General features: G+C 29.5%; 25 protein-coding genes. 5 read left to right on the top strand and 20 right to left on the bottom strand.

The annotated features are described in order from the left end of the window. Window positions 1–4 precede the first annotated feature (4 nt). Both HRT41_08600 and hisA read left to right on the top strand, forming a co-directional pair. Window positions 5–859, top strand: coding sequence for a TIGR01777 family protein (locus HRT41_08600; protein ID NQY24084.1), 855 nt, complete (start codon window positions 5–7; stop codon window positions 857–859). A gap of 25 nt (window positions 860–884) precedes the next feature. Further along, window positions 885–1,595 carry a 1-(5-phosphoribosyl)-5-[(5-phosphoribosylamino)methylideneamino]imidazole-4-carboxamide isomerase gene (gene hisA, locus HRT41_08595; protein ID NQY24083.1) on the top strand — a complete coding sequence of 237 codons (711 nt, stop codon included), beginning with the start codon at window positions 885–887 and terminating at the stop codon, window positions 1,593–1,595. Window positions 1,596–1,645: 50 nt separating this feature from the next. Here the strand turns inward: hisA and HRT41_08590 are convergent, their stop codons facing one another. The 16 genes from HRT41_08590 to glmS all read right to left on the bottom strand — a co-directional run bounded on the left by HRT41_08590 (window position 1,646) and on the right by glmS (window position 20,293). Then, window positions 1,646–4,609 carry a DNA mismatch repair protein gene (locus HRT41_08590; GenBank protein ID NQY24082.1) on the bottom strand — a complete coding sequence of 988 codons (2,964 nt, stop codon included), beginning with the start codon at window positions 4,607–4,609 and terminating at the stop codon, window positions 1,646–1,648. Next, complete coding sequence (locus tag HRT41_08585) at window positions 4,609–5,028, bottom strand: heme-binding domain-containing protein (protein ID NQY24081.1); 420 nt, start codon at window positions 5,026–5,028, stop codon at window positions 4,609–4,611. Before HRT41_08585 ends, HRT41_08590 begins: the two co-directional genes overlap by 1 nt. 28 nt (window positions 5,029–5,056) lie before the next feature. Continuing rightward, window positions 5,057–5,383, bottom strand: coding sequence for a thioredoxin family protein (locus HRT41_08580; GenBank protein NQY24080.1), 327 nt, complete (start codon window positions 5,381–5,383; stop codon window positions 5,057–5,059). After that, the gene (locus tag HRT41_08575) at window positions 5,370–7,352 is read right to left on the bottom strand and encodes a DUF1538 family protein (GenBank protein ID NQY24079.1); all 1,983 of its coding nucleotides are present in this window, start codon (window positions 7,350–7,352) and stop codon (window positions 5,370–5,372) included. The genes HRT41_08580 and HRT41_08575 overlap by 14 nt, the downstream gene beginning before the upstream one ends. A gap of 219 nt (window positions 7,353–7,571) precedes the next feature. Further along, window positions 7,572–9,125, bottom strand: coding sequence for a 2-isopropylmalate synthase (locus HRT41_08570; GenBank protein NQY24078.1), 1,554 nt, complete (start codon window positions 9,123–9,125; stop codon window positions 7,572–7,574). A gap of 235 nt (window positions 9,126–9,360) precedes the next feature. After that, window positions 9,361–9,945, bottom strand: a complete 585-nt coding sequence (locus tag HRT41_08565) for a hypothetical protein (GenBank protein NQY24077.1) — start codon at window positions 9,943–9,945, stop codon at window positions 9,361–9,363. Window positions 9,946–9,954: 9 nt separating this feature from the next. Next, window positions 9,955–12,027 carry an ATP-dependent zinc metalloprotease FtsH gene (hflB, locus tag HRT41_08560; protein NQY24076.1) on the bottom strand — a complete coding sequence of 691 codons (2,073 nt, stop codon included), beginning with the start codon at window positions 12,025–12,027 and terminating at the stop codon, window positions 9,955–9,957. Further along, window positions 12,028–12,837 carry a 50S ribosomal protein L11 methyltransferase gene (locus HRT41_08555; protein ID NQY24075.1) on the bottom strand — a complete coding sequence of 270 codons (810 nt, stop codon included), beginning with the start codon at window positions 12,835–12,837 and terminating at the stop codon, window positions 12,028–12,030. It abuts the gene before it with no gap. An 8-nt stretch (window positions 12,838–12,845) separates the two neighbouring features. Further along, a complete protein-coding gene (locus tag HRT41_08550) occupies window positions 12,846–13,790 on the bottom strand; it encodes a tRNA-dihydrouridine synthase (GenBank protein NQY24074.1) in 945 nt (314 codons plus the stop codon). Next, a complete protein-coding gene (locus HRT41_08545) occupies window positions 13,791–14,804 on the bottom strand; it encodes a hypothetical protein (GenBank protein ID NQY24073.1) in 1,014 nt (337 codons plus the stop codon). It abuts the gene before it with no gap. A gap of 11 nt (window positions 14,805–14,815) precedes the next feature. Continuing rightward, window positions 14,816–15,175, bottom strand: a complete 360-nt coding sequence (dksA, locus tag HRT41_08540) for an RNA polymerase-binding protein DksA (GenBank protein NQY24072.1) — start codon at window positions 15,173–15,175, stop codon at window positions 14,816–14,818. Window positions 15,176–15,224: 49 nt separating this feature from the next. Next, window positions 15,225–15,686, bottom strand: coding sequence for a 23S rRNA (pseudouridine(1915)-N(3))-methyltransferase RlmH (locus HRT41_08535; protein NQY24071.1), 462 nt, complete (start codon window positions 15,684–15,686; stop codon window positions 15,225–15,227). After that, on the bottom strand, window positions 15,679–16,290 hold the full coding sequence (locus tag HRT41_08530) for a thiamine phosphate synthase (GenBank protein NQY24070.1): 612 nt from the start codon (window positions 16,288–16,290) through the stop codon (window positions 15,679–15,681). Before HRT41_08530 ends, HRT41_08535 begins: the two co-directional genes overlap by 8 nt. Beyond that, window positions 16,290–17,153 carry an acetyl-CoA carboxylase carboxyltransferase subunit beta gene (locus HRT41_08525; protein NQY24069.1) on the bottom strand — a complete coding sequence of 288 codons (864 nt, stop codon included), beginning with the start codon at window positions 17,151–17,153 and terminating at the stop codon, window positions 16,290–16,292. Before HRT41_08525 ends, HRT41_08530 begins: the two co-directional genes overlap by 1 nt. A gap of 18 nt (window positions 17,154–17,171) precedes the next feature. Then, window positions 17,172–18,383 carry a methionine adenosyltransferase gene (locus tag HRT41_08520; protein NQY24068.1) on the bottom strand — a complete coding sequence of 404 codons (1,212 nt, stop codon included), beginning with the start codon at window positions 18,381–18,383 and terminating at the stop codon, window positions 17,172–17,174. 113 nt (window positions 18,384–18,496) lie between these two features. Beyond that, a complete protein-coding gene (gene glmS, locus HRT41_08515) occupies window positions 18,497–20,293 on the bottom strand; it encodes a glutamine--fructose-6-phosphate transaminase (isomerizing) (GenBank protein ID NQY24067.1) in 1,797 nt (598 codons plus the stop codon). Between the two features lie 136 nt (window positions 20,294–20,429). Between glmS and HRT41_08510 the strand changes: the two genes are divergently transcribed. Both HRT41_08510 and HRT41_08505 read left to right on the top strand, forming a co-directional pair. After that, window positions 20,430–20,999: a YkgJ family cysteine cluster protein gene (locus HRT41_08510; protein NQY24066.1), complete on the top strand. Its 570-nt coding sequence runs from the start codon at window positions 20,430–20,432 to the stop codon at window positions 20,997–20,999. A gap of 186 nt (window positions 21,000–21,185) precedes the next feature. Beyond that, entirely contained in the window at window positions 21,186–22,526 is a 1,341-nt protein-coding gene (locus HRT41_08505; GenBank protein ID NQY24065.1) for a dicarboxylate/amino acid:cation symporter, read from the top strand. Window positions 22,527–22,562: 36 nt separating this feature from the next. Here the strand turns inward: HRT41_08505 and HRT41_08500 are convergent, their stop codons facing one another. Then, window positions 22,563–23,411 (bottom strand): aminotransferase class IV, encoded by an 849-nt coding sequence (locus HRT41_08500; protein NQY24064.1) that lies wholly within the window; start codon window positions 23,409–23,411, stop codon window positions 22,563–22,565. Between the two features lie 143 nt (window positions 23,412–23,554). Between HRT41_08500 and HRT41_08495 the strand changes: the two genes are divergently transcribed. Next, window positions 23,555–23,863, top strand: coding sequence for a hypothetical protein (locus tag HRT41_08495; GenBank protein NQY24063.1), 309 nt, complete (start codon window positions 23,555–23,557; stop codon window positions 23,861–23,863). Between the two features lie 12 nt (window positions 23,864–23,875). Here HRT41_08495 and HRT41_08490 read toward each other — a convergent pair whose 3' ends face one another. From HRT41_08490 to HRT41_08480, 3 genes are all read right to left on the bottom strand, one after another. After that, window positions 23,876–24,115, bottom strand: coding sequence for a hypothetical protein (locus HRT41_08490; GenBank protein NQY24062.1), 240 nt, complete (start codon window positions 24,113–24,115; stop codon window positions 23,876–23,878). Between the two features lie 351 nt (window positions 24,116–24,466). Beyond that, window positions 24,467–25,816 (bottom strand): HAMP domain-containing histidine kinase, encoded by a 1,350-nt coding sequence (locus tag HRT41_08485; protein ID NQY24061.1) that lies wholly within the window; start codon window positions 25,814–25,816, stop codon window positions 24,467–24,469. Further along, on the bottom strand, window positions 25,816–26,292 hold the full coding sequence (locus HRT41_08480) for a hypothetical protein (GenBank protein ID NQY24060.1): 477 nt from the start codon (window positions 26,290–26,292) through the stop codon (window positions 25,816–25,818). Before HRT41_08480 ends, HRT41_08485 begins: the two co-directional genes overlap by 1 nt. Between the last annotated feature and the right edge of the window lie 22 nt (window positions 26,293–26,314).

Below are 26,314 nucleotides of genomic sequence, written 5' to 3'. Positions count from 1 at the left end.
ACAAATGAAAACAATAGCAATTACAGGAGCGAGTGGTTTTATCGGAAAAGAATTAAATACGTTCTTTTCTACGAGCGGTTTTACTATAATTCAAATACACAAAGATGATTTCAAAAATACCACTGTTTTACAAGAAAAAATTGATAAGAGTGATATTGTATTTAACTTAGCAGGCGCAAGTATTCTAAAGCGTTGGAGCAGTGAATACAAAGAAGAAATATATAAAAGTCGTATTGATACAACACTTCTGTTAACAAAAGCAATTAATCAATCTAAAAAAAACATAGAGTTATTAATATCTGCTTCGGCACTTGGTATTTATGATAATAAAAAACATTACAATGAAGACAATGCTTCTTATTCAAATGATTTTTTATCAAAACTTTGTCAAGAGTGGGAATCAACAGCACTAAAAGCAAAATGCAGAGTAGTTAATTTTAGATTTGGAATAGTACTTGGGAAAAAAGGAGGCATGTTTAAAAAAATGCTTTCAGTTTTTCGTTTAGGTTTAGGAGCTAAAATAGCTTCGGGAAATCAAGCTTTGTCTTTTGTTCATATAGAAGATTTAAAAAATGCCTTTTATTTTGCTATTGAGAATGCTTCTTTGCATCATGCTTACAATTTATGTGCAAGTATTCCTACTACCAATGATAATTTCTCAAAAGTATTAGCAAAAGAGTTAAAAAAACCACTTCTTTTTACGGTTCCAGAATTTATTCTAGAAGCTATTTTTTCTGAAGGTGCCAAAGTATTAAGTGATGGACAAAGTATTTATCCCAAACGCTTAGAAGAAGCAGGTTTTACTTTTCAATTTTCTTGTATTGAAGATGCTATTAAAAACCTGTGTTTAAAAAATTAAAACGTATTAGGAGAGTATAAAAAGTATGGATATTTTACCAGCAATAGATTTAAAAGATGGAAAAGCAGTTAGACTAACAAAAGGTCTAATGGACAGTGCAAAAATATATTCAGATGAACCATGGCAAGTTGCTAAACGTTTTGAAGAACTTGGTTCTAAGTGGTTGCATATTGTTGATTTAAATGGTGCTTTTAAAGGGGAACCTGCCAACTTAGAACAAATCAAAAAAATCAGAGAAAATTGTAATTTAAAAATTGAGCTGGGTGGTGGAATTAGAGATGAAGCTACTATAAAAATGTATTTAGATTTAGGAGTGGACAGATTGATTTTAGGATCAATTGCGCTTACTAATCCTGCTTTTGTGAAAGAAATGGCTGCTAAATACCCTATTGCTGTAGGAATCGATGCTATGAATGGTATGGTTGCAGTTGAGGGATGGGCAGAAGTATCTACTATGAAAGCAACTGATTTAGCACAAGAATTTGCAAATGCAGGTGTTGAAGCTATTATATGTACAGACATAGCAAAAGATGGTATGTTATGTGGAGTAAATGTTGAGTTCACACAAGAAATAGCACTTACTTCAAAAGTTCCAACTATTGCTTCTGGGGGAGTAAAAGATATCAACGATATCATAGCTTGTCAAGATAATGGTGATATAGCAGGTGTAATTGTAGGAAAAGCTTTTTATGAAGGCAGTTTAGATTTAGAAGAAGCTTTTAAAATACTAAAATAATCTCTTATTATGAAGAAAAGTTTTTTTCTTCATAATATTTTCATAGCTAACTATTTATTCTCTTCCGCGTTTGTATAATGTAATTCTAAACCTTTTGATGTTGCTACAAAACCATTAATATTTATTCTTCCATCATGAACCATTAAATGATGTTCTTTACATAAAGGAATTAAATTATATTTATGATTGGCATTCATATGACCAATAAATCCTTCTTTATTTGCTCTTGCTTGCTCTTTTATATGATGTACATCATCAACAGGTCTTGCACAAATCACACAAGTACTTACAATTAAGTCTTTATTGTATTTCGATGTTTTTCTTTTCGTTAATCGCTCAATAGAAGAATAATCATCGCATAAGCGTTTACGTATATCATTAGCAACACTTAAAAATTCTCTGTCCATATGTAAAGACTTAGCATATTCTAAACCATACATTGAAGAGCCACTTCCATATTGAAGTTTTCTATTAAAAATAAGTTTGTCTTCTTTGTCTTCATACAAAACAGACAAATGCAGACAAATAAGGTTTTTTAGTTTTTTTAATTCTTTTATCTCTGGTAATTGATGTAAATGAGTAGCAAATAAAAACAAAGCTTCAAGTTTTGCAAGTTTTAAAATTGAACTTGCTACTATACTTACGCCACTCATTGTTTCTGTACTGTGAGAGATTTCATCTCCTAAAACTATTGAGCGTTTTGTTGCTCTGTTAAATATATTTTTAAGCTCTAACATCTCAACTGCAAAAGAAGACAAACCTTTTGCAATATTATCAGCCCCTGAAATTCGTGTAAAAATAGAATCAAAAATAGAGAAACGCATGGATTTAGCCGGTACAAAAAAACCAGCTTGTGCTAAAACAATAGCAATACCTAAAGATTTCATTAATGAAGATTTTCCAGAAGAATTAATACCATATAATAAAATACCATGCATTTTATTATCAAAAATATTAATAGGATTAGAGTTTTTAATAATCACATTGTTTTTATACTCTTCACTAGCAAGTCCTAGTTCTCCTAAAATAATATCATTGGGTACATAAACACCCTGCTCTTCATTGGCTTCAATAATAGGATGTCTTAATTCAATCACTTCAATAAAGTTTTCTTTATCCTGTGTTTTTACAATAATAGGACAAACATAATTGTATTTTTTAGACGTTTTGATATTTGATACGGTTAAATCAATTTCTGCAATAAATAAAACCAACTCTTCTAATAAAGTGGCAAATTTTTTCTCAAATTCAAGTACTTTTTCTTTAAATACAAGTTTATTTAATTCAATAACTTTTCTTAAATTATGCACATATTTATCTGAGATATCATCAGTAAAAGCATTTGATATTTTTACTGAATTGGTTTGAATCTTAATTTTAAAGTCTTTAAATAAAAGTAATTCATCATCAATAATTAAGTGAGAATTTAATAAATCGTTTTTGATTAAATTAAATCTACTTTTAGTAAGACCTAAATAAAAACCTTCTTTATCCAAACGATTAATACTTACATAGGAACTGTCTTTGTTTTTTACAAAAGAAAGAATATGTGTTTTAATAAGCTCAAGTTTTTCTTTTAGAAGTGCATTTTCTTTCATTAATGCATCAATATTAGAATTAATACCTTCACAAACCATATTATGTTCAACATCTTTTAACATATATTTTCCAGATATACTTAAATCAAAGGTTGAATCAATAGAATCAATAAAAATAGCCAATTCAGCAGAGGTACAAGGGGAGCTAAAAAATTTGTAATTTTCCATAAATTTAACAATTTCTTTTATACTTACTAAAGAGTCATATAAATAATTTAATTCAAAAGGATGAAGTCTACATAATTTAATTCTTCTTGTCAAACGTTCAATATCATAAATATTAGCAAGCTCACCTTCAATTGGACCATGATAATCATACAATTCTTTAGACAAAGCAAAACGTCTTAATAATTCTTTTTCATCTTTTACAGGATGAGAAAGCCTTTCTTTTAACAAGCGTTTTCCCATAGCAGTAGAAGTATTGTTAATTAATTTTATAAGAGAGGGGTTATTAGTACTCTCAATTATATTTAATTGCTCCAAAGCATTGTTTCCTAAATATATATACCTTGAGACGTCTAATTTTATTGGTAAAGAGAGTTTTTGAATAATTTTATCATCATGTGAAATAACAAAATCAATTAAAGACGCTAAAGCTTCTGTACTTAAAGGGACTCGTTCCATATCAAGGTGTTCAATTGACGTTAATAAAGATTCTATATTAAAAACATTTTTAAACAATTCATTTTGATATACAATCTTTGGTCTAAAGGCATTAATATGAAAAGTTTTTAATCCAAGTTCTAAATAATCAATAATTTCTTTTTGATTAATACTTTTGTCTGTAAAATTTAAAATAATTTCATTCGTTTTATGCATGTTCATATAATTAAAACATTCATCCAAAGCATAATATTTATCTTCACTTGTTCCATGGACTTCATTGTAATAACACTTACCCGTTGTTACATCAATAGCAGCATAACCAAGAGAAAAAATATCTTTATTACAATCAATACATAAAGAAGTTATATTATTCTCATCTTGATCAATCACAAAATCAAAGTTAGTACCAGGACTTACAACTGTATCTAAGTATCTTGAAACATTAGGGGGTGTTCCTCTTTGTTTGATAATTACTACTGTGTATTTTTGTTCTGCTATTATTCTTGCTAAATGTTTATCAAAAGCAATAGCAGGAACACCAGCCATTATTGGGTTTTCAGCTGAATTTTCTAAAATAGTTTTATTCTTACGTGTTAGTTGAATATTTAAAAGCTCTGCAATTTCTTTTGCTTTTCCAATTTTTTGTTCATCATTATTAATTTCATATACTTCGAAAAAAGTCCCTATTTCAATTAAAACAACCGTATTATTTCCATATTTTTCTTCAAGCAATTTTTGTAGTTTAAAATAAGTAAGGGTTAAAAGGGTTTTTTTATCATCTAATAATTCTTGAACTTCTTCTTTTAACATTATCTTCTTACTCCTGTATACGTTCTAATTATCTCACGTTGTTTTTTATTTAATTTTGCTTCTTCATGAAATAATAAATAAGAAGCCAAAGGCATAGAAGAATATACTTTTTGATATATTCTTTTTAGTTTTTTTTGTTTCTCTTCTTTTGTATAATCTTTCCAAAGAGAAAAATTAAGAGCCCTTCTACCTTCATTAACATTTTGTGTAATAAACCATGATAGAGGAGCAATTTTACTGTATGTTGGCCACTTTGTTTCATAAGAATGACAATCATAACATGATGTTCTTAACATCATCATTATATTAGAAGGCGCAGATATCTCTTTGTTTAAAATATACCCAGGATTATTTTGATACCTTGGAATAAACTGTATCGCAATTATTACCAATAAAAAGACAAAAACTATTTTCTTCATTATTACTCTTATTTTAGTCTATAAAATTTTAGATGTACAAGTCGTATACTCTTTTTACATCTTGAATAAATACAGCCACAGAAATATTTCTCCCAATTCTTTTAAATTCTTTAGAATCAAAATAAACTAAGATTGTTGGTAAAGAAAATACCGTAAAATGGCTTGTAAGTTCTTTATGCACATCTGTTTTTACTTCACATAGTTTAATATTAGGTAATTCTTTTGTAAAACTCTCAATAATTTTTGGTTTTAAAGCATGGCAAATACTACAGTTCTCACCTGTAAAATATATTAATACAGGTTTTCCTGTAGAAATAATATCTTTCATTTCTGTTAAAGAATTAACTTGATGCATGTTCTTCCTCATACTCTTTTGTATCAACGTTTGCTACTTTATGATCTTTTCTGTTTTCAAAGATTTCATGACGCGATAAGGAAATACCCTTCATATGACTTACTGGAAATGCAAAAGCCACCCCTTTTCCTGTTGTTGTAATATGAAGCGAGTGAATAATAGATTTAATAACACTGTTTACCATACCTTGAGGTAAAATAAACAATAATAAAGCATCATTGGCATCAAAAGACGTTCTATAGAAGTTATTCATTTGACCAAGTCCCATTCCATCTGCTCGTAAAACAGTAACTCCAGGAGCTCCTGCTTTACTTGCTGCTTGAATAGCATCCACTTTTTTCTCACTAGGAACTATTATAACCACCACTGAAAAATCCATTGGCATTGAATGCCGTCTGTCACTGCCGTCAATATTAATTGTTGCTAAATCCATATTCTCAGCATCAACCAAAGTATCTCTTAAAATATTTGCAGCTTCAATTTCAGTATCTGATTTAACACCCAGTTTCTCACTTAATATACCGTAAACCATAACCGTAATCATTGGAAATAATGAAGCAAAAGCAATCAATCCAAAACCATCAATTAAAGGACTACGTCCTTCGATGTTTGAAGCTAATCCAATACCAAGGGCTGCTACTAAAGGAACAGTAATTGTTGATGTTGTTACTCCTCCTGAATCATAAGCTATTGGAATAATATACTTAGGAGCAATAAAAGTAAGAATAATTACACATAAATATCCCACTATTATGTAATAATGAATTTCTCCACCATTAACAATTCTAAAAGAACCTAAAGCAATACCAATAGCAACCCCTAAAGCAACAAATAAACGAAGCGCAAAATCATTAATTTTACCATCAGATATTTCTTTTGCTTTTTTAGCAATTGCCATTAATGCAGGTTCCGCCATTGTGGTTGAAAAACCAATAGCAAAAGCAAAAGCATAAATAATTAAAACAGAAGAACCCTGGGTTAATTGATAAGCCATTGTCTCACCAAGAGAAAATAATCCCAGTTCAAGCCCTAAAATAAATGCGTACAGCCCCAATATTACTAAAGCAAAACCAATTAAAACAGTATTTAAATTAGGAATTCTTTTTTTAATTACTCCATATTGAAAAAACATAATAATGGCTAAAATGGGTAATACATCTCTAGCAACTGCAATTAGGCCTTCAACTAAGGAAGTTAAAGTAATATCAGTAGGTGAGCTAACACTTGCTTGCACTGCTACTTGTATCACTTCTTTAGCATCAACTAAATTGTATACTGCAATTCCATATATTTGAACAAATATCATTGGTGTTAAAGAAGCAAATGCAATTAACCCAAAACCATCAATCACTGGATTTCTTCCTTTTATAGAAGATGCAAGCCCAATTCCTAGAGCTGCAACAAGAGGTACGGTAACAGTCGAGGTGGTAACTCCACCTAAATCATAAGCCAATCCAATAATCTCTTTTGGAGCAAAAAAAGTAACACTTACTACTAATACATAACCAAAGATAATATAATAATGAATGGGATGGCCTCTAATAATCCTAAACACTCCCAACATTATCGCAAAACCAACAGAAGCTGCAACAACTAGTCTAAGTACAGTTGCATCAATTCTTCCAGCAGAAATAGAAGCAGCTTTATCAGCAATTACAGATAAAGCAGGTTCAGCAATAGTAGTACCAAAACCAATTAAAAACCCAAAAATAAGTATCCATGTTGTCCATCCAGATTTTGCAAAATCTCTTGCTAATCCCTCACCTACGGGAAATATACCTATTTCAAGACCTTGTAAAAAGATTGCTAAGCCAATTCCAACGATTACTAAACCAATGGCAGTTGAAACCCAATTTTCTGGTACACTTTGAATAATTACTAATTGAAAAAATAAAATCACCATTACTATTGGAATCAAATCTCTAAATGATTCTTTTAACAGCTTTAAAAAAAAGTTAAATTGCATCATAGTTTTTATATCTCCTTGTTATTATTTAATAATTCGCTAGTAACAGTGGCCTAAAAACAAGCTTATTTAGAAAAGTTAAGAAGAACTATTATTATTAATCAGCGTTAATAATACAGTTTTATTACATATATATTACTGAATTAGTCAAAAAAGTTATTTATATATAAGGAAGTAGTATAAATATTATTTAAAAAGAAGGTATATAATTACCTTCTTTTCTTAAATTTGGTGAGTGTTTTTTGGTTTTAGTCTTTCTTTTTGTGATACATAAGAGTTTACTGCTCCTAAATATGCTTTTGCAGTTGCTAACATAGTATCAATACTTAAACCATGTCCTACAATTGATGGTGATTTTTCATCAAAAGATACTCGCGTAATTACTTTGGCTAAAGCATCTTTCCCTTCACTTACTGAAGTTACTTTATAGTCTTCTAGTTTTCCAGAAAAACCTGTTAACCTATCAATGGTTTTAAAAATTGCATCCATTGTTCCAGATCCAATATTTGCATCTTTTAAAATGTCTCCATTATGTTTAATCGATATCGCTGCCATTGGAAAACCGTTGGTACAGTCAGAAATCTGCAAATCTATTAATTCATAGGTTTGATCTTGGTTTAAAGATTCATCCGTAATTAACATTCTAATATCATCATCTGTAATTTCTTTTTTCTTATCTGCTAATATTTTAAATCGATCAAATGCAGCATTTAATTCAGCATCAGTAACCGTATCAAAACCTAAGTTGTTAATTTTATCTCTAAATGCAGCACGGCCAGAGTGTTTTCCTAAAATTAACGTTGATTCTTTAAATACACCTACATCTTCAGGTCTCATAATTTCATACGTTTCTTTGTTTTTCAACATACCATCTTGATGAATTCCACTTTCGTGTGAAAATGCATTTTTCCCAACAATTGCTTTATTTTGCTGTGGTTCAACACCTGTTATAGTTGCAATTAAACGTGAACTTGGATAGATTTCAACTGTATTAATACCAGTATATAAACCTTTAAAAATATCTTGTCTTGTTTTAATAGCCATAACTGCTTCTTCTAAAGCAGAATTTCCAGCTCTCTCTCCTAAACCATTAAGAGTCACTTCAATTTGTCTTGCACCATTTAACACACATTCCAAAGTATTCGCAGTAGCAAGTCCTAAGTCATTGTGATTGTGTACAGATATAATTGCTCTGGAGTTAGCATAAGCTACTAATTCTTTAACCATTGCACCTAATTCATTTGGTAATCTGTAACCAACAGTATCAGGAAGATTAATAGTGCTAGCTCCTGCTTCAATCACTGCATCCATTACTTCTTTCATAAAACTCATATCAGATCTACCCGCATCTTCTAGTGAAAATTCAACATCATCAACAAAAGTTTTTGCGTACTGCACTGCATGTACTGCTCGTTTAATTACTTCAGCTTCATTCATTTTTAATTTGTATTTCATATGAATAGGTGAAGTTGCGATAAAAGTATGTATTCTTTTAAGTTTTGCAGCTTGAACAGCTAAACCAGATTGTTTAATATCATTGTCAATTGCTCTTGATAATGAACAAATAGATGAATTCTTAATACTTTGAGCAATTTGAGAAACTGCATCAAAATCTCCAGGACTTGCGGCTGCAAAACCAGCCTCAATAACATCAACTCCCAATTTTTCTAATTGAAAAGCAATTTTAATTTTTTCATCTGTATTCATTGAACAGCCAGGGCTTTGTTCGCCATCTCTTAATGTAGTATCAAATACTATAATCCTATTTTTATCCATGTTCTAACCTTTTATACTATGGTATTATTATATCTTTTTAAAATAAAAAGAAAACGATGTCATTATTTTTTGAATATTTATTTGTGTTTTAGAGGGTAATTGTTGAGAGATTGAGAGTGTTTACACTTTTTATGAATTGATTATTAAAAAAATCGAATATTTTCATTTTACTCTCCTGTATTTGTGTGGAATAATTATAAGCAATTTTATTTTATTTGTCAAGCTTTATTAGGCTTTATATTAAAATACTTTCACCTGCTACTAATTTTTGTCCCAAAGTGATTTTCTTGTTAAGTAAAGAATTCATTTCAATGATAATCTTACCCGAAGTAAAAACACCAATTTTTTGGTTTTGAGAGAACTCTTCATCTTTTTTGCTTAAAGATGTATGCATATTTAAACAGCCCTCTATTAGGGTGATTTTTAAATCATTAAACATAAAAGTAATGCTATTATTTAACTTTTTTGAGATATAGGAATCAGTATTCAAATTTAAACCATGTTTTTTTGAAATAAGTGAAATCTTCCCATCTTGGGGAGCTCGTAAGATGTGTTTATTAAATATACTTACATCAATGTGTAAAATACTTTTTTTACCTTTTATATCAATTGCAGAAATTGTACCATCGCATATAGCTAAAGTATTCTTTTTAGGACCAAAATACTTATTTTGGTTTCTAAAAATAAAAAGTAAAACGAGGCATAAAACATAGCCTAAATTTGCCAAAAAACTCGATATGAAAATATCAAAGAACACAGATATAAGAAAAGTATAGAGTATCTTTTTATAGCCTTCTTTTAATATAAAGTTTTCTAACATTTTTAACCTTTAGTCTTTTTTATTTTCTTCTTCTGTTTTATTTTTAGCATCTGATGTTTCAGTACTATCTTCTTTTTTTTCATCTTTTTTTACATTGTTTTCACTTGTCTTAGTTTCATCATCTTTTTTTAATGACTCACTGTGCAAATCTTCTGCTTCAAAAACAACTCCACCATTTTCTTTAATAACTTCTCTTACTCTTAAACCTGATATTACTTCAGTTTCTAAAAGTTCAGCTGTCATTTGTTCAATAGCTTCTTTATGATCGTTTAAAGTGTTTAATACAGATTTATATCGCTCATTCAATGTATCTTTAATATAGTTGTCAAGCTCCATTGCCATATTGTCTGAATAATCTTTATGCGATTGTCCACCTATAAAAGAATTTGAACGTTTCTCTAATACCATTAATCCAGCAATATCACTCATTCCATAAACACAAGCCATAGATTTAATAATATCTGTTGCTCTCTCTAAATCATTTCCAGCCCCAGTTGAAATTTCTCCAATAAATACTTCTTCAGCAGCACGTCCACCTAATAAAACATCTACTTCTGCTATTAACTCATGTTTTTGCATTAAGTACTTGTTTTCTTCTGGTGTATTTAATGTATATCCTAAAGCAGCAAGTCCTCTTGGAACAATAGATACTTTATTTACTTTTTTAGCACCTTTTGTAATTTCAGCTAAAAGCGCATGTCCTGATTCATGATAAGCAACTATACGTCTTTCTTTAGGAGAAATTCGCTTAGATTTTTTCTCTAAACCAGCGATTTGTCTTTCAACTGATTCTTTAAAATCTTCATTTTCAACTTGATCTTTATTAGCACGTCCTGCTAAAAGAGCTGCTTCATTAATAATATTTGCTAAATCTGCACCTGCTAAACCAGCAGTCATAACAGCAACTTCTCTTAAATCAACATCTTTTGCTAATTTAACATCTTTAATATGTACTTTTAAAATTTCAATACGACCTTCTAAATCTGGTTTATCAACCAAAACTTGTCGATCAAATCTACCTGGTCTCAATAGTGCAGCATCTAGAACTTCCGGTCTATTTGTTGCAGCTAATACGATAACAGGAGCACCAGCGGAAGAGAAACCATCCATTTCGGCTAAAAGCTGATTTAAGGTTTGTTCTCTTTCATCATTTCCACCCATTGGTCCACCTGAAGATCTTGATTTACCAATAGCATCAATTTCATCAATAAAAATAATAGCGGGAGCTACTTTTTTAGCTTGTTCAAATAAATCTCTTACTCTTGAAGCTCCAACCCCTACAAACATTTCAATAAAAGAAGAACCAGTTACAGATAAAAACTGTACTTCTGCTTCCCCTGCAACTGCTTTTGCTAATAAAGTTTTACCAGTACCTGGAGGTCCCACAAGTAGTATACCTTTAGGAATTTGTGCTCCTAATTTAACGTATCTGTCTGGATTTCTTAAGAACTCAACTATTTCAGCAACTTCTTCTTTTGCTTCTTTATTTCCAGCCATGTCATCAAATTTTACATTTGGTTTTTCAGAATCAATCATTTTTTTAGAAGAACCAATTCCAAGAAGACCACCGCCTCCTCCACCCATAGATTTAGACATTCGTTTAGCCAAGAACATCCAAATTGCAAAAAAGATAAATATTGGTAAAATCCAACCAAATAAAATATCAGCTAAAAGATTTTCTTCATTAATGCCACCATAGTTAATGCCTTTATCTTCTAAGGCTTTAATCAATGTTTCATCAGGAATTACTCTTCTTGCAGTATAGGTTGTAATTTGTCCATTAGAACCTTTTGAAATTGCTTTAATATATACTTTTCCAATTCCAACATAGTCAATTTGAGAACTTGCCATTAATTTTTTAAGTTCTGAATACGCAATAGTTTTATTTTTATTATTGTTAGTAGAACCAAAGGCTTGAATTCCTGTGTTATTCATTCCATTTTGGTTTTCTGGAAACATAGTTTTAAATGCCATTATAGTAACGATTGAGAAAATTACGAAAATTAATAAAGGATTATTATTAAAAAAGTTTCCATTTTTATTGTTTTTATTGTTATTGTCTTGATTATTATTATTGTTCAATTAAACTCCTTTGAGAACAACGGTACACCATTCATTTTTATGAATAGTTTCTTCTATTTCTAAGTCTTCGAATTTTTTAAGCACTCTTGTTAAATGTTTATCAAGTATACCCGATAATACAAGAGTTCCCTTTGATTTTAAACAATTTTTTAAATCTTTTGAAATCATAATTAAAACATCAGCAACTATATTAGCTATAACTACGTCATATTTTTTCGAAGAAAAAGTTGAGCTTCCAACCCAGGCCTTATTGTACTTTGTTTTGTTTAATGAAAAGTTAACTTCACTGTCTTTAATACAATTTTCATCTGTATCACAAATATCAACCTTTGCTTCAAGTTTAGCTGCTGCAATACTAAGAATTCCAGAACCACAACCCACATCAAGAACTTCGTTATCTTTTTTAACATATTTAGAAATTGCTTCTAAACACGCATTGGTTGTTTCATGGTGCCCTGAGCCAAAAGATAAAGCAGGATCAATAATAATATTAATTAAATCCTCTTTTTTCTCTACCCAAGAAGGACGTATGTAAAATTTAGATACTTCTATCGCTTTTACGGATTCTTGGTATTTTTTTATCCAATCCTCATTTTTCTTTTTTTCACATAATGTACTACAGTCTAAATTCATAGCTTTTGCAAATTCTTTTACGCCATATTCAATAGTACTTAGTTCATCTTCACTTCTTATTATAAAAAAGTTATCACCCTCTTCTATAGCATTTGGAAGTAATGCGTCTACTAAATCAATAAACAAATCTAAAGAAGTATCTGCTTCGATTTTTAACTCATAATAAAATTCTTTCATTTTTAACCTTAAAATTTTTCTGTAGAGAAAAATGTCGAAATAATATCTCTCATAATATCTTTATCACTGATTTTATTAATCATATCTCTAAATTCAGCAGCCCCATTGTAACCTTTAGAATAAGAATGCAATAATTTTCTAAACATAATAGCACCATGTAAACCGTGATAATCAATTACCGAATCAAAATGTTCTAAAATAATTTCCCGTTTTAACTCATCAGATATATCTTCTTGATCATTTTTTAGTTGATGAAAAATCCATGGTTTACCAATAGCTCCACGTCCAATCATAACCCCAGCAGCACCAGTGTAGGCAAGTACTTCTTTTGCTTTTGCATAATCTTTTATATCTCCATTAGCAATAACAGGAATAGAAATATTATCAACCATAGCTTTAATTGCATCATAATCTACAGGCGCTTTGTATTTTCCTGCTCGAGTTCGTCCATGAACAGAAACAAAATCTGCACCACAGGCTTCCACCGCTTTACCAATATCAATAGGAATTTTTTCATCCACACCAATTCTAACTTTTGCAGAAGTGTATTGTTTATTGCTGTATTTTTTTACCGTCATCAATATTTCTTCCAGTTTTTTCAAATCTCCTAAAAGGTTTGAACCAGAACCGTGATTAAATACTTTAGGAGCTGGACAGCCACAGTTTAAATCAATACCATCAATACCTTCTACATCATTAAGAATTTCAACTGCTTCACGTACTAAATCAGCATTATTACCTGCAATTTGTACAAAATAAGGATCTTCACTGGGAGATTTTTCTATCATTTTTAGTGTTCGCTCGGATTTGTAAACCAAAGCATTAGAAGAGATCATTTCTGATATTGTTAAGTCAACACCAAATTTTTTTACAACCCGTCTAAAAGGTAAGTCTGTATAACCTGCTAGTGGTGCTAAGACCACTAAAGGTTTTGAAAAGTCTAGTTTCTTCATTTAATTTTTATAATTAATAGTATCTAGACTATAGTGTTTACCATTGTCTTTTAAATCAATTAAAGCTTTAAAAGCAGTATATTCATCGTCTGCACAGGCATTTAACAACTCACGTACTTCATCTAACATTTCAAATTCTAATAAGATATAAAGGTAAGCATCCAGCGCCAAATCTTCATCATTAGATAATTCTTCACTCATTTTGATAATTTCATCTGGAGTAAAAGTATCTTTATACAGTTTTACCAAATCAATATAATCATTTTTTGTAAAATTAGATTTTTTCGCATATCTTTTAATTTCTTCTAAACCTATAGAAAAGTCTGCTTCTTCTTTGTCTTTTTGAAATAATGCTAAAACCATGTCTTTATCTAAATCCATTGCAGGTGTTATTTTTTTAATAGTTGTCATAGATTTTTCTTCTAAGATTCTAGTAAAAGCACATTTTATTTCTTCTTTTGAATACGTATTTGTTTTTTTTACAACTTCCAGCGCAAAATCAATATCTGCATTGATTTTATTTAATATGTTTTTTTTATGAACATTTCCATGAGGGTTAAATTTCATGTTTTTTATTGAAATATATTCACCTTCATTAATTTTATTAATTACAGAAACAATTGTATTTAATTCTTCATTCTCAGACTTAAAATCTTTTACAGAGGACAAATTCATTTGCATTAAAACACTTGACAAATCACTAAAGACTTTTGTTTTAAATTTTTGTTTTGATTTATTCTCTAAAAGAAAATCTTTTATTAAATTGATTATATTCTCTTCATCTTTTTCAATGGCTCTTGTTTCTAAAAAGTTTCTAAAACCATAAAATAAAATATGTAAAATAGTAAATACTAACAAAATGCTAGTAGGTACTATAGCCCAAACGGCAATTAATAAAGTCAATTCATAGTCAAGTATTTTAATTGTATATTCATTAGCATCTAAACTAAATACATAGCCGCCTATAATAACAATTAACAATATTGAAGAAATTATATACTTCTTTAGTCCCATAATTTAATCCTTTATTTTTGTTTTTCTTCCTCATAAATTTCTCTACAAGGTGTACAAAATTTTGCAAAAGGTTTTGCACGTAAACGACCAAGTGCAATAACTTCATCACACATGTCACAAACACCATAAGTACCTTTTGCAATTCTTTTAATTGCTGATTCAATTTCATGCAACTCTTTTATTTGAGCATTAGCAATAATACCTTCTTTAAATGAATCACTTGACACTTCAGCATAATCAAACTCATCATTACATTCTGAGTTTTTTAAACCATTAATACTTTCTCTACTCTCGTCTATATTTCTTCTAATTAAATCTTGTCTTTCTAACAGAGTAATTCTCAACTCTTCGATATGTTTTTTATTAGCCAAATTATACCCCGATTTTAAAATTTGCATATTATACACAAATTAAACTAAATTACTTATGATAGGGATGATTATTAATTATGCATAAACTTCTAAAAACTTGTTCTAAAAGCACTAAATTGGCCACTTTATGTGCCATAGTCAATTCTGAGAGCGATATTTTTTTATCACAAGACTTAAGAAATTTATCTTCAAATCCATAAGCGCCACCTATAAAAAAGTTAATTGTGGAGTATTTACTGATTGTATCTGCAAACTTAAAACTGTCAATGCGTTCACCTTTTACATCCAATGCTATATTATATCCACTTTCTAAAAAGGGTTCAAAAACTGCAGAGTAAGATTTTTTTGCTTCTAATTCTGAAATTGTTTGTGCTTTTCCAATGTTTTTATTAAAGAGATTTACAATTTGTACTTTTGAATATTTAGAGCTCATTTTAATAAACTCTTTGATAATAGGTTCAAAATCATCTTTAGTATTTTTGGCAATTTGGTAGATAATTATCTTACTCATATAAATCACTTCCTACTACATTAAAATTTGCATATTCTATCTTATCATCTACTTTAACTCCTCCAATAATACAAACGGGGTGCTTAGATATTTGACATAAATACGATATTTTATCTCCTAAAATATTAGTGATATCTTTAGTACTAGTATTTCTATAAGCACCTAAACCTATCATATCAATATCCAAAGTATTTGCTTGTAATATTTCGTATTCATTGTGAGTACTTAATCCTAAAAACTTGTTTTTAATCTTTTTTCTTAGAATTTTTATTGCATAAGCTTTATTTTCATGAATCTTTTCTAAATCTTCTTGTCCCAGATGTATTCCATCACAAAAAGGTACTAATTCGACTTTATCATTAATAAGAAGAAGAACATTAAGTTTTTCTTTTATTTGCTTCAGATGTTTAATTTGAACATCATTAGATGAAATTTTATCTCTGTATTGTATTATTTTAACATTCATTGATTTAACTAGAGAAATAAAGTCTTCTACCGTGAGATTTTTTCTTTGAAGGGTTGAATAGTCACATAAAGCATATAATTCATTGGATGAAGTTTTAGGATTAAATCCCAAAACTTCTTCCAGTGTTGACTTAAGCATTAGCTCGCTTTTGAATAAAACATTTTTAATAAATCAGAAATTGTTTTTTTCATATCTGCTCTATTAACAACCATATCAATAGAACCTTTTTTAAGTAAAAACTCAGCTCGCTGAAATCCATCTGGTAAGTCTTCACCAATAGTTTGTTTAATAACTCTTGCACCTGCAAAACCAATTAAAGCACCTGGTTCAGCCATAATGATATCACCTAAAAAAGCAAATGAAGCAGAAACTCCCCCAAAAGTTGGATCAGTTAATACAGAAATAAAAGGTAATTTACAAGCATCAAGTTTTTTAAGCGCTGCAGATGTTTTGGCCATTTGCATTAAAGCAAAAGTACTTTCTTGCATTCTAGCACCCCCAGAAGCAGAAACAATAATTAAACCTTGATTCTTTTCCATTGCCCTATTAGCTGCTCGTACAATTTTTTCGCCTTCAACACTTCCTAAAGAACCACCCATAAAAGAAAAATCAAAAATAGCCAGTTGTACGGGTAAACCATTTATTTTAGCTTCCCCTGCAATTACAGAAGAACTTCTGCCTGTTTTAGCAATAGCATCATCTACTCTTTTTTTATAGGATTTTTTATCTACAAAATTCAAAGGATCTACAGGTTTTAAAGAACTGTCATATTCAACAAAAGTATCTTCATCACATAAAATCTCAATTCTTCTTTTTGCGCCAATTCTCATATGAAAATTACATTTGGGGCAAATATTGTTTTGAGCTTCTACTTCTTTAAAAAACATCAAAGAGTTACATTCTGGACATTTAATCCAGTGAGAGGGTGCATCTTTTTTTGTTGGTTGTTCTTTTTTACTTAAATCAAAAGTAATTTTATTAAATAAGTTTTTTAAATCCATTGTATATCCTTATAGTATTTATTTTATAGCTTCAAATTTTTCTAATTCATCTAGTTTTTCCCAAGGATAATCACTTTGACCAACTTGACCACGTGCTGCAACATCAGCATAAAGAAATGTTTCTGCACTTGGTTTATCTAAATTAAATTTATCAGTAATCCATTTAGGAGTTAAAGCAAAAGTATCCAGTACAAAAGAAGATAATACATCATCATTAACACTTGAATATGTTCCGAAAGTATCTACAGATACAGAAGTAGGCCGTGCTACTCCAATTGCATATGATAGCTGAACATTACATTTTAATGCAAGTCCTGCTGCAACTATATGTTTAGCAATCCAACGTGCCGCATATAAACCAGACCTATCAACTTTTGTATAATCTTTAGAACTTTGAGCTCCTCCACCAATTGGTGCATAACCCCCAAAAGAATCAACAATAAGTTTTCTTCCTGTTAATCCAGAATCATGTAAAGAGGAATGATTTACATATCTTCCTGTAGGATTGATATGAATAATTGTATTTTTAGGATCATATAAATCTGTTGGTAATCCTGTATCATCAATTAACCCTTGAATTAAAGCTCTCACTTCTACTATATCCATAGCTTCAACAGAAGGTGCAGAAACTACAATAGTATGAATTTTTTGAGGTTTACAATTTTCAAAGTTTTCTTTGTTTCCATAATCTAGCGTAACTTGTGTTTTAATATCAACACCCAGTTTATGATTATGAGCCAGCGCATAATTATATACTTTATCGCTTAACATTCGAGCATAAGTGATTGCAGCTGGCATATAATCAGCTGTTTCAACTGATGCGAAACCAAACATAATTCCTTGATCTCCTGCTCCAATTTCACCAGAGTCTTGATCTACTCCTTGGTTAATATCAGGGCTTTGTTGATTTAATAATACTTGTACTTGTATGTCATCTGGATGTAAACACTGCTCTTTTGTAAAAGCACTTTTTCCATCATATCCTATTTTAGCAAGCGTTTTTTTAACCAAAGCAACATAATCATCGTTTGATAATTTTGCCTTAGATTTAACTTCTCCACCAATAATAATATGCTTTCCAGCAACAAATACTTCTGAAGCAACTCTTGAAGTTGAATCTTCTATTATTAATCTATCAACAATACTATCAGCAATAATATCTGCACATTTATCAGGATGTCCAGGTGCTACTACTTCACTTGTAAATAAATATTGACTTTTGTTTTCCATTTTTGTTTTCCTTTATGGTTTTCCATGTTTGTTTTCCATTATTTTTAATTACATTAGAGCTGGAGAAAAAATAAGAAATACTCCAGCACGATTTTAAACAATTTGTAGAATAGTTATTCTACAGTAACTGATTTCGCCAAATTTCTTGGCATATCTACGTCATTTCCAAGTCTTACTGAGATTTCCATTGATAATAACTGCAAAGCCACTAACATTTCAAAAAACTCAAGCATATAATGATTTGTTTTTTTTGTTTTAATAAAATCATCGCTTAAATCAAAATCAAGAGGGGAAATAGTACAAATAGTACTGTCTCTTGCACTTAACTCTTCCACATTGGATTTAATTTTTTCATATAAAAGATTTTCTGGCATTAATGCTATGGTGAATAATTCAGGATCAGCTAAAGCAATAGGTCCATGTTTCATTTCACCAGAAGGATAACCCTCAGCATGTAAATACGAAATTTCTTTTAATTTTAATGCGCCTTCTAGTGCTAAAGGAAAAAATACATCTCTTCCTATAAAGAAAAAACCATGTCCATGTAAATATCTCTTAGATAAACGTTTGGTTTTTTCATGCATTTCATCACTAATAATCAAAGCCTGTGGTACTTCTCTTAAAGCATGCAATTCTTTTTCTAATTTTTCACTACTTATAGTATTTTTATATTTTGCAAAATACAAAGCCATCATCCATAAAACAGCAGTTTGTGTTGAGAAAGCTTTGGTTGAAGCTACTCCTTTTTCAATTCCAGCTCGTGTTAATACAGTAGTATCAGCAACGCGTGTCATAGATGAATTATCCACATTACAAACAACCAATGTTTTTAAACCAGCTTTTTTTGCCATTTTTAAAGCTTCAAGGGTATCAGCCGTTTCTCCACTTTGAGAAACCACTAAAAATAAAGTACGTTTACTTAATAAAGGCTCTTTATATCTAAATTCAGAAGCAATTTCTACTGAACACCTGATTTTTGTTAAACGCTCAAATAAATACGAAGCAGTTAACCCTGCATGGTAAGAGGTACCACAGGCGCAAATTTTAATTTCATCAATATTTTCAATAATACTTGAGTCAAATTCATCAAAATGTATTTCATTCTCTCCCAGTCTTCCTAAAAGTGCATCACTTACAACATTACTTTGTTCGTATATTTCTTTTTCCATAAAAAATCGGTAACCGTCTTTTTGCGCATATTGTTTTGATGTTGGAAGACTGGCCCAAACAATATCCTCAGAAAAAAACTCTATGCCTTCAGACGAAGCAATACCACCCATACCATCTTCTAAATAAACAACATCTTTACATAAACCAATCAAAGGAGCATCAGTTGAAGAAAAAAGCACTTCCCCTTCTTCGTTTCCGTTTGCTACTATTAAAGGTGTGCCATGCTTAAAAAAGAAAATCTTATCGGGATCTAATTTTGAAATGATAAGTATAGAATAAGCCCCACGAAGCTCTTTTATTGTATTTAGAAAAGCAGCTTTGGAATCAGGATTTTTATTATAAAAGTATTCAAATAAATGAACAATTACTTCAGTATCTGTTTGAGATACAAACTTATGCCCTTCTTTAATTAAATTTTCTTTTATTTCTTTGTAGTTTTCAATAATACCATTGTGAACCACACAAGAGTATTTTGCCATATGTGGGTGGGCATTTAATTCTGTTGGTTTTCCATGTGTTGCCCATCTTGTATGTCCAATTCCTATTGGAAAATCTTTATCATTTTGAACTTTTGCTTCAAGGTTTTTTAATTTCCCTAAGGCTTTATATACTTTTATTTCATTTTTATTTAATAATGCAATACCAGTAGAATCATAACCTCTGTACTCAAGCTCACGCAAACCATCTAATAATAAATCTTGTGTATTTTTATTTCCAATATATCCAACAATTCCACACATATTATACAAACCTCATTTTTTTTAATCCGCAATTATATATAAAATATGCTAAAGAAGCGCTTGTTTTTTGAGTAAAACTTAAAAGCTTAAAATACATTTTAATTAGACTTAAAAATACTTTATTATACTATGCTTTATGAAAAATTTTGTAAGTATAGAAAATAAATCTTTTTCTTTTTCTTCTTGTGATGGCTGTGGTGCGAAATGCTGTTCTGGTTTATATGGTTCTAATTTCTCAGAACTAACAATAGATGAATTTGAAAAAGTATATAAACACTTTGTCATTTTATTTTCATTTAGTGAGATGGGATATTTAAAAGCTAATTTAATTATTTCAAGAGTCACAGAACACTGTGTTTATATTAAAAATAACATCTGCACTATTTATGATAAACGCCCAAACGTTTGCAAAAACTATCCCTTAAGTCCTAGCCCATCAAATGATATCTATATTGATACAAACTGTCCGGCATTAGAAAGTGGTTCAAACATAATTAATGATGGGAAAATAAATCCATCTTTTCATAATGAACTCTTTGAGAATTATCAAGACAAATTTATGAAATCGCATTTTTATTTAGAAAAGTTTAATAAAGAAGATTTTGAAATTGCTTTGATTATTAGAGGAATGAACTTTTATAAATACAAACACCCTAGCAGTGATGAATACTTACAAATGCATTTAGAATCTTTACTCTTATTGTAAAACCTTATTATATCTATGGCTAAAATATTCTAAGATTCCCCCTTCTAACACTTTGAACTCCATTACTTTTGTTAAGTTTAATAAATAACTTTATAAGTTATAACTTAATATTATATAATCTTTCTTGCAATAAACTAACATCTAAATTGCTCTAAAGGATAAATTGTGTCAAGAGAAAAAAATAAAATGAGTTTAACCGCGAAAGTACTTGTTGGAATGTTACTTGGTATTATTGTTGGTTTAATTATCAATACTAGTGGTTTAAATCAAAGTGGTTCATTTGTAAATGAATATGTCGTAAATGGTGCTTTTCATATTGCTGGAAAGATGTTTGTTACTGCTTTAAAAATGTTAGTAGTTCCCTTGGTTCTATTCTCACTTATATCAGGTGTCTGTGGTATTGGAAATGTTGCTACTCTTGGAAAAGTAGGAGGGAAAGCTTTTTCTTTGTATATGTTAACCACAGCAATAGCAATTGCTATGGCTATTACAATTGCAGCAATTGTTGCTCCTGGAGAAGGTGCAAATCTTGTTAGTACAGCTACATTTACAGCCAAAGAAGCACCTGCTTTAAGTCAAGTACTAATAGATATTATTCCGAGTAATGCAGTAAATGCTCTTGCTTTTGGCAAAATGTTACAAATTATCTTTTTTGCAATTATTTTTGGTATCTCAGTTTTAATGATGGGACATAAAGCGAAAAAAATTGTTGAAGGTGTTGAATTGTTAAATGAAGTAATGATGAACATGGTAAACATTATTATGAGTATCGCACCCTATGCTGTTTTTGCGTTAATAGCAAAAGCAATATCTAATTTGGGATTGTCATTATTAGTTGATTTAGCAGGATATGTTTTAGTACTTATGTCTGCTTTAGCTATTCATTTATTCATTACATTAATGATTGTATTTAAAGTATTCACAAGGGGTTTAAGTATTTCAATTTTAATGAAAAAACTAAGAGCTGCACAAATATTTGCTTTTTCTACCTCAAGTTCAAATGCCACCATTCCAGTAACACTTGAAGTTGTTACTAAAAAACTAGGAGTAAATAACTCTGTTGGTTCTTTCACTGTTCCTTTTGGAGCTACTATTAATATGGATGGAACAGCCATTATGCAAGGAGTTGCTACTGTATTTATTGCTAATGTTTATGGGGTGGAATTAGGAATAGCTGGTTATTTAACAGTCATTTTAATGTCTGTTTTAGCTTCCATTGGAACGGCAGGAGTTCCTGGTGTTGGTTTGATTATGTTATCCATGGTATTTGCTCAAGTGGGTCTTCCCGTTGAAGGAATTGGTCTGATTTTAGGAGTAGATAGATTAATGGACATGATGAGAACAGCTGTTAATGTATCTGGGGATGCTGTTGTTTCTGTGATTGTTGCTAAAAGTGAAGGGAAATTTGATGAAAGTGTATTTAATGACCCTGATGCTGGATTAATTAGCGATAAAGATTTAGAGATTTCAAAAGATGTAGAAAAAGAAATGCAAGATATAATTTCTAAAACTCAAACGTCAAATTAACATCCAAAAGAATAAAGAAGCTTTAGCTTCTTTATTTTAATAAGAATATCTGTTAACTTCTTCTTTAAATATCTTTTGTAATTTTTTAGTTAAACTACCCACTTTTCCAGAACCTACTTTTTTACCATCTATTGTAATAATAGGTGTTAATTCTTCTGTAGTACCTGTTAAAAATGCTTCATCCATATCTTTTAATTTATCAAGCGTTAAAGGAAACTCATGAACAGTAATTCCATTTTTCACACATAATTCAAGAAGGGTATTTCGTGTAACCCCAGCTAAAATCCTATTTGTTTTGGCATGAGTATACACTTCATTGTTTTTAACAAAACATACATTTGTTTTTGTTCCTTCTGTAATTACACCATCGTGTACAAAGAGAGCCTCTGCACAATCATTTTCAACAGCAATTTGGCTTGCAAGACAATTTGCAATCAAGGAAATACATTTGATATCACATCTTGCCCATCTGTTATCAGGAACAGTACATACAGATATTCCTTCATCATAGTTTCTTATATTTAATGCTTTGGGCATTAAAAAAGCATAAATACCTACTTTGGTTTTTTTACTAGGAAAAGCATGTGCTCTAGGACTTTGCCCTCTTGTAATATGCATATAATAAAAACATTCTACATTTTCATAATTATTTACTTTTTTTAATTCTTCGTAAATATCTTGTATTTCATTGTTTATAACATGATCAATTCGTAATTCATCTAAACTTCGCTGAAAACGTATTTTATGTTCTTCATATTTAAATATTTTTTCATTATAAACACGAAAGCCCTCATAAGCACCATCAGCGAAAACATAAGCTCTGTCATTTACAGATACTTTTGCATCTTCTTCTTTTACATATTCTCCATCAATAAATACAATCATTTTGTCTCCTGTTTTTAATCTAACTTCTAATACAAATATACTAACAAAAAAACAGTTTTTTTGCAATCATTATAATTTTAATTACTAATAAAATTATAATATTATTAATGATAGACTCTTAAAACTTATTAAAAAGGAATAAAATGCCTGATAAAAAAACATCTTCACCAAAAGATAAAAAAGTAATTCTTTCTTCTATTTTTATTTTAATGCTTGGGGCTGTAGGAGCTATGTATCTTGATGGTTCGTTAAACAACAATAGATATGCTTTATTAGATGAATATAAACTAATGAAACAATGTATTAATACAAACAATAAAAATGAAAATATTTGCGCCTGTGCACTTAATAAAGTCCAAGAAACCATAAATAAAGACAGTTTATTAAAAAATAAAAATAAATTCTATACATTTTTTAATGAAAAAGTCCTTATTTGTAAAAATGCAAAATAGCTTATTATTTGTTTAAATAAGATTTTCTCCACATTTATCACAGGTTTTTTTTATAAAAACATTTAACTTATTTTCTTTTGTTTTAAACAATGATTTTTTGCATTTAGGACACAGTATATTCTTAGTACTAAGATAAGACAAAATCATTACAATAGGAATAATTAAAACGTTTTCACTTATAACAAAAAAAAGCCCTAGAGCCAAAATCAAAACAATAGCCAGAACAGCTTTTATAAATACAGGAACAAACATAGTATGCCTTTAAAATTAAATATAAAAGGAATATACAAAAGAGTCTCTTAATCTTTACTTTTAAAACAATTCGTATAAAAATAATTTATATATTATTCTTTGTATAGGTCTAATATAAAAAATATTAAAATCTTTTTTATATTTAAGTTTATTTTAAATATAAAAGGCGCATACTGTCTATACCTAAACAGTATGGAGGTGTCAATGAAGAAGGTTTTTCATTTTTAGTATTGTTAAATAACTAATTAAAATTACATTCGCAGAAGTTGCGATAACTTAAATAAAAAGTTTTATTTAAGTACTTAAAAGATAGGGAAGAACAGAAGTTCTTCCCTTTTTCTTTTCCCCAAACTAGGCCCTTTTAAAAAAAGCGGGTAAGGTTATAATAAACTCCCCACCCATATATTCTTTGTTCTTTAAATGTGAGTATGCATTTTTGGCTTCAATACTTCCAAGAAGATTTTTTGTAATAATTTCATTGGTTTTATATAAACCAACTCCAATTCCTCTGGCTTTATGTTTAGTAGTGAAATAAGGTTCAAAAATTTTGTCAATAATTTCTTCTTTTATTCCTCCTGCTGTATCTTTTAAAGAAATTGTCACCTTATTCTTATCTTTTTTACAGGAAATAAAGAAATAACGCTCCTCTTTGTTAACTTCATTTAATACAAATGCATCTTTAGAGTTATAACAAATATTTATAAAAGCTTGAATAAGGATATTATCATTAAGTTTTAAAGATACGTTTTCTTCTACATCTTTTACAAGTGTTATAGAGTTCGTTTTAAACATTTCATCTACCAAACTCTCTAGTTTTAAAAAAACATCACTAACTTGTACAATTTTGTCATTGTTATCTTCTGCAATAAACTCTTTAAAATCATCAATAGTTTTAGAAAGATAAGAAGCTTGTTTCATAACAGCATCACTACAGCGAAGAATTGATTCTCTTGATATATCTTCTTGCACTTCAAGCTCAAACTTCATACCACTTACAGCAGAGGTGATAACAGATAAAGGCTGTCTCCATTGGTGGGCAATATTTCCTAACATTTCTGTAAGGGCCAACATCTTAGATTGTGTTAATAAAATCTTTTGTTGTTTTAAATTTTCATCTTCTAGACGCTTATTCCTAGATAATACAAACAATAATAAAAAAATCAGTAAAATAACACTTAAAACCAAATAAACAATGCCAATTAAAAAAACATATATTCTACTTTCTCTATCAATAACGCCTTTTAATAAATTATTGTATTTCTTTATCTCTATGGTTTGAGAAATTCTACTGACATTTTTCACATTTTCTTTTAAAATCTTTAGTTGTCTAGATGAAATATCATAGCTATTTTCTTCCATTAATACAATATTCATATCAATCAATGAAATGACTTTTTTTGCTTCTTTTATTCCTTTAAAAGAGGGGGTTATTAAAAAACCTCCAGCTGCAGTCATTAAATCAATGCTATCGTATAATAAATCCTCGTTTCTAAACTCCAGTGCTTCTATATAAGCACTTAAAGCTCTTTCACTTAAAATAGAAACCTTTAATATATGTCGACTCGATTCGTTCGTAATAAAATAATTAGCAGTATTCATAGATTGTTTGGGCAAGTAAACTTTAAAAGCATAAAAAAAGTAAATACTTGTAAACATTACAAATGCAAATACATAAACTATTTTAGAAATATGCTTTGGCATTATTTAAACTCAATAGTCTTAATCATCCAAATCCAATTAATAAGATTTTTACTGTATTTTTTTGAATTTGAATTGTATTTTGGATAAACAATTCGTAAGGGACCCTTCGTTTTATAAGAAGTGTACTCATCATTGTATTTCGTAGCTAAAAGAATAATATCATTTTGCCACTCTTCTTTTGATATAGTTATTTCGTATCCATCAATAGCTGTAAAAACGATAGAACTAAGAGATGCTTTTCCATAATAAGCCGCAAAATCTTTTAAAAAGACTCCCCCAAATTTTGCACCTTTTAATAAATGAGGATCTTCCATAACAAAATCATGATAACCCAGTTTTTCAATATCTTTTATACTTACCCTTAAAGAACTTTGTTCTTTAAGTTCACCAAAAAATTTCACTTTTTTTAGGGATAAATCTTTTGCAGCAAAAAGTGCGGTTGTTAATAATAAAAAAACAAGTAATTTTTTAAGCATTATTTTTTCCTTTGTTGTTTTA

It is taken from the genome of Campylobacteraceae bacterium, from assembly GCA_013215945.1.
In the GTDB taxonomy this organism is placed as follows: domain Bacteria; phylum Campylobacterota; class Campylobacteria; order Campylobacterales; family Arcobacteraceae; genus NORP36.
The sequence above is the reverse complement of the archived record's forward strand: the minus strand, read 5'-3'. Positions and strand labels throughout refer to the sequence as shown.

Excerpts from the sequence above, each read along its gene's own strand:
- HRT41_08600 (NQY24084.1), top strand. The coding sequence starts at position 5 with ATGAAAACAATAGCAATTACAGGAGCGAGTGGTTTTATCGGAAAAGAA.
- hisA (NQY24083.1), top strand. The coding sequence starts at position 885 with ATGGATATTTTACCAGCAATAGATTTAAAAGATGGAAAAGCAGTTAGA.
- HRT41_08590 (NQY24082.1), bottom strand. The coding sequence starts at position 4,609 with ATGTTAAAAGAAGAAGTTCAAGAATTATTAGATGATAAAAAAACCCTT.
- HRT41_08585 (NQY24081.1), bottom strand. The coding sequence starts at position 5,028 with ATGAAGAAAATAGTTTTTGTCTTTTTATTGGTAATAATTGCGATACAG.
- HRT41_08580 (NQY24080.1), bottom strand. The coding sequence starts at position 5,383 with ATGCATCAAGTTAATTCTTTAACAGAAATGAAAGATATTATTTCTACA.
- HRT41_08575 (NQY24079.1), bottom strand. The coding sequence starts at position 7,352 with ATGATGCAATTTAACTTTTTTTTAAAGCTGTTAAAAGAATCATTTAGA.
- HRT41_08570 (NQY24078.1), bottom strand. The coding sequence starts at position 9,125 with ATGGATAAAAATAGGATTATAGTATTTGATACTACATTAAGAGATGGC.
- HRT41_08565 (NQY24077.1), bottom strand. The coding sequence starts at position 9,945 with ATGTTAGAAAACTTTATATTAAAAGAAGGCTATAAAAAGATACTCTAT.
- HRT41_08555 (NQY24075.1), bottom strand. The coding sequence starts at position 12,837 with ATGAAAGAATTTTATTATGAGTTAAAAATCGAAGCAGATACTTCTTTA.
- HRT41_08550 (NQY24074.1), bottom strand. The coding sequence starts at position 13,790 with ATGAAGAAACTAGACTTTTCAAAACCTTTAGTGGTCTTAGCACCACTA.
- HRT41_08545 (NQY24073.1), bottom strand. The coding sequence starts at position 14,804 with ATGGGACTAAAGAAGTATATAATTTCTTCAATATTGTTAATTGTTATT.
- HRT41_08535 (NQY24071.1), bottom strand. The coding sequence starts at position 15,686 with ATGAGTAAGATAATTATCTACCAAATTGCCAAAAATACTAAAGATGAT.
- HRT41_08530 (NQY24070.1), bottom strand. The coding sequence starts at position 16,290 with ATGCTTAAGTCAACACTGGAAGAAGTTTTGGGATTTAATCCTAAAACT.
- HRT41_08525 (NQY24069.1), bottom strand. The coding sequence starts at position 17,153 with ATGGATTTAAAAAACTTATTTAATAAAATTACTTTTGATTTAAGTAAA.
- HRT41_08520 (NQY24068.1), bottom strand. The coding sequence starts at position 18,383 with ATGGAAAACAAAAGTCAATATTTATTTACAAGTGAAGTAGTAGCACCT.
- glmS (NQY24067.1), bottom strand. The coding sequence starts at position 20,293 with ATGTGTGGAATTGTTGGATATATTGGAAATAAAAATACACAAGATTTA.
- HRT41_08510 (NQY24066.1), top strand. The coding sequence starts at position 20,430 with ATGAAAAATTTTGTAAGTATAGAAAATAAATCTTTTTCTTTTTCTTCT.
- HRT41_08505 (NQY24065.1), top strand. The coding sequence starts at position 21,186 with ATGAGTTTAACCGCGAAAGTACTTGTTGGAATGTTACTTGGTATTATT.
- HRT41_08500 (NQY24064.1), bottom strand. The coding sequence starts at position 23,411 with ATGATTGTATTTATTGATGGAGAATATGTAAAAGAAGAAGATGCAAAA.
- HRT41_08495 (NQY24063.1), top strand. The coding sequence starts at position 23,555 with ATGCCTGATAAAAAAACATCTTCACCAAAAGATAAAAAAGTAATTCTT.
- HRT41_08490 (NQY24062.1), bottom strand. The coding sequence starts at position 24,115 with ATGTTTGTTCCTGTATTTATAAAAGCTGTTCTGGCTATTGTTTTGATT.
- HRT41_08485 (NQY24061.1), bottom strand. The coding sequence starts at position 25,816 with ATGCCAAAGCATATTTCTAAAATAGTTTATGTATTTGCATTTGTAATG.
- HRT41_08480 (NQY24060.1), bottom strand. The coding sequence starts at position 26,292 with ATGCTTAAAAAATTACTTGTTTTTTTATTATTAACAACCGCACTTTTT.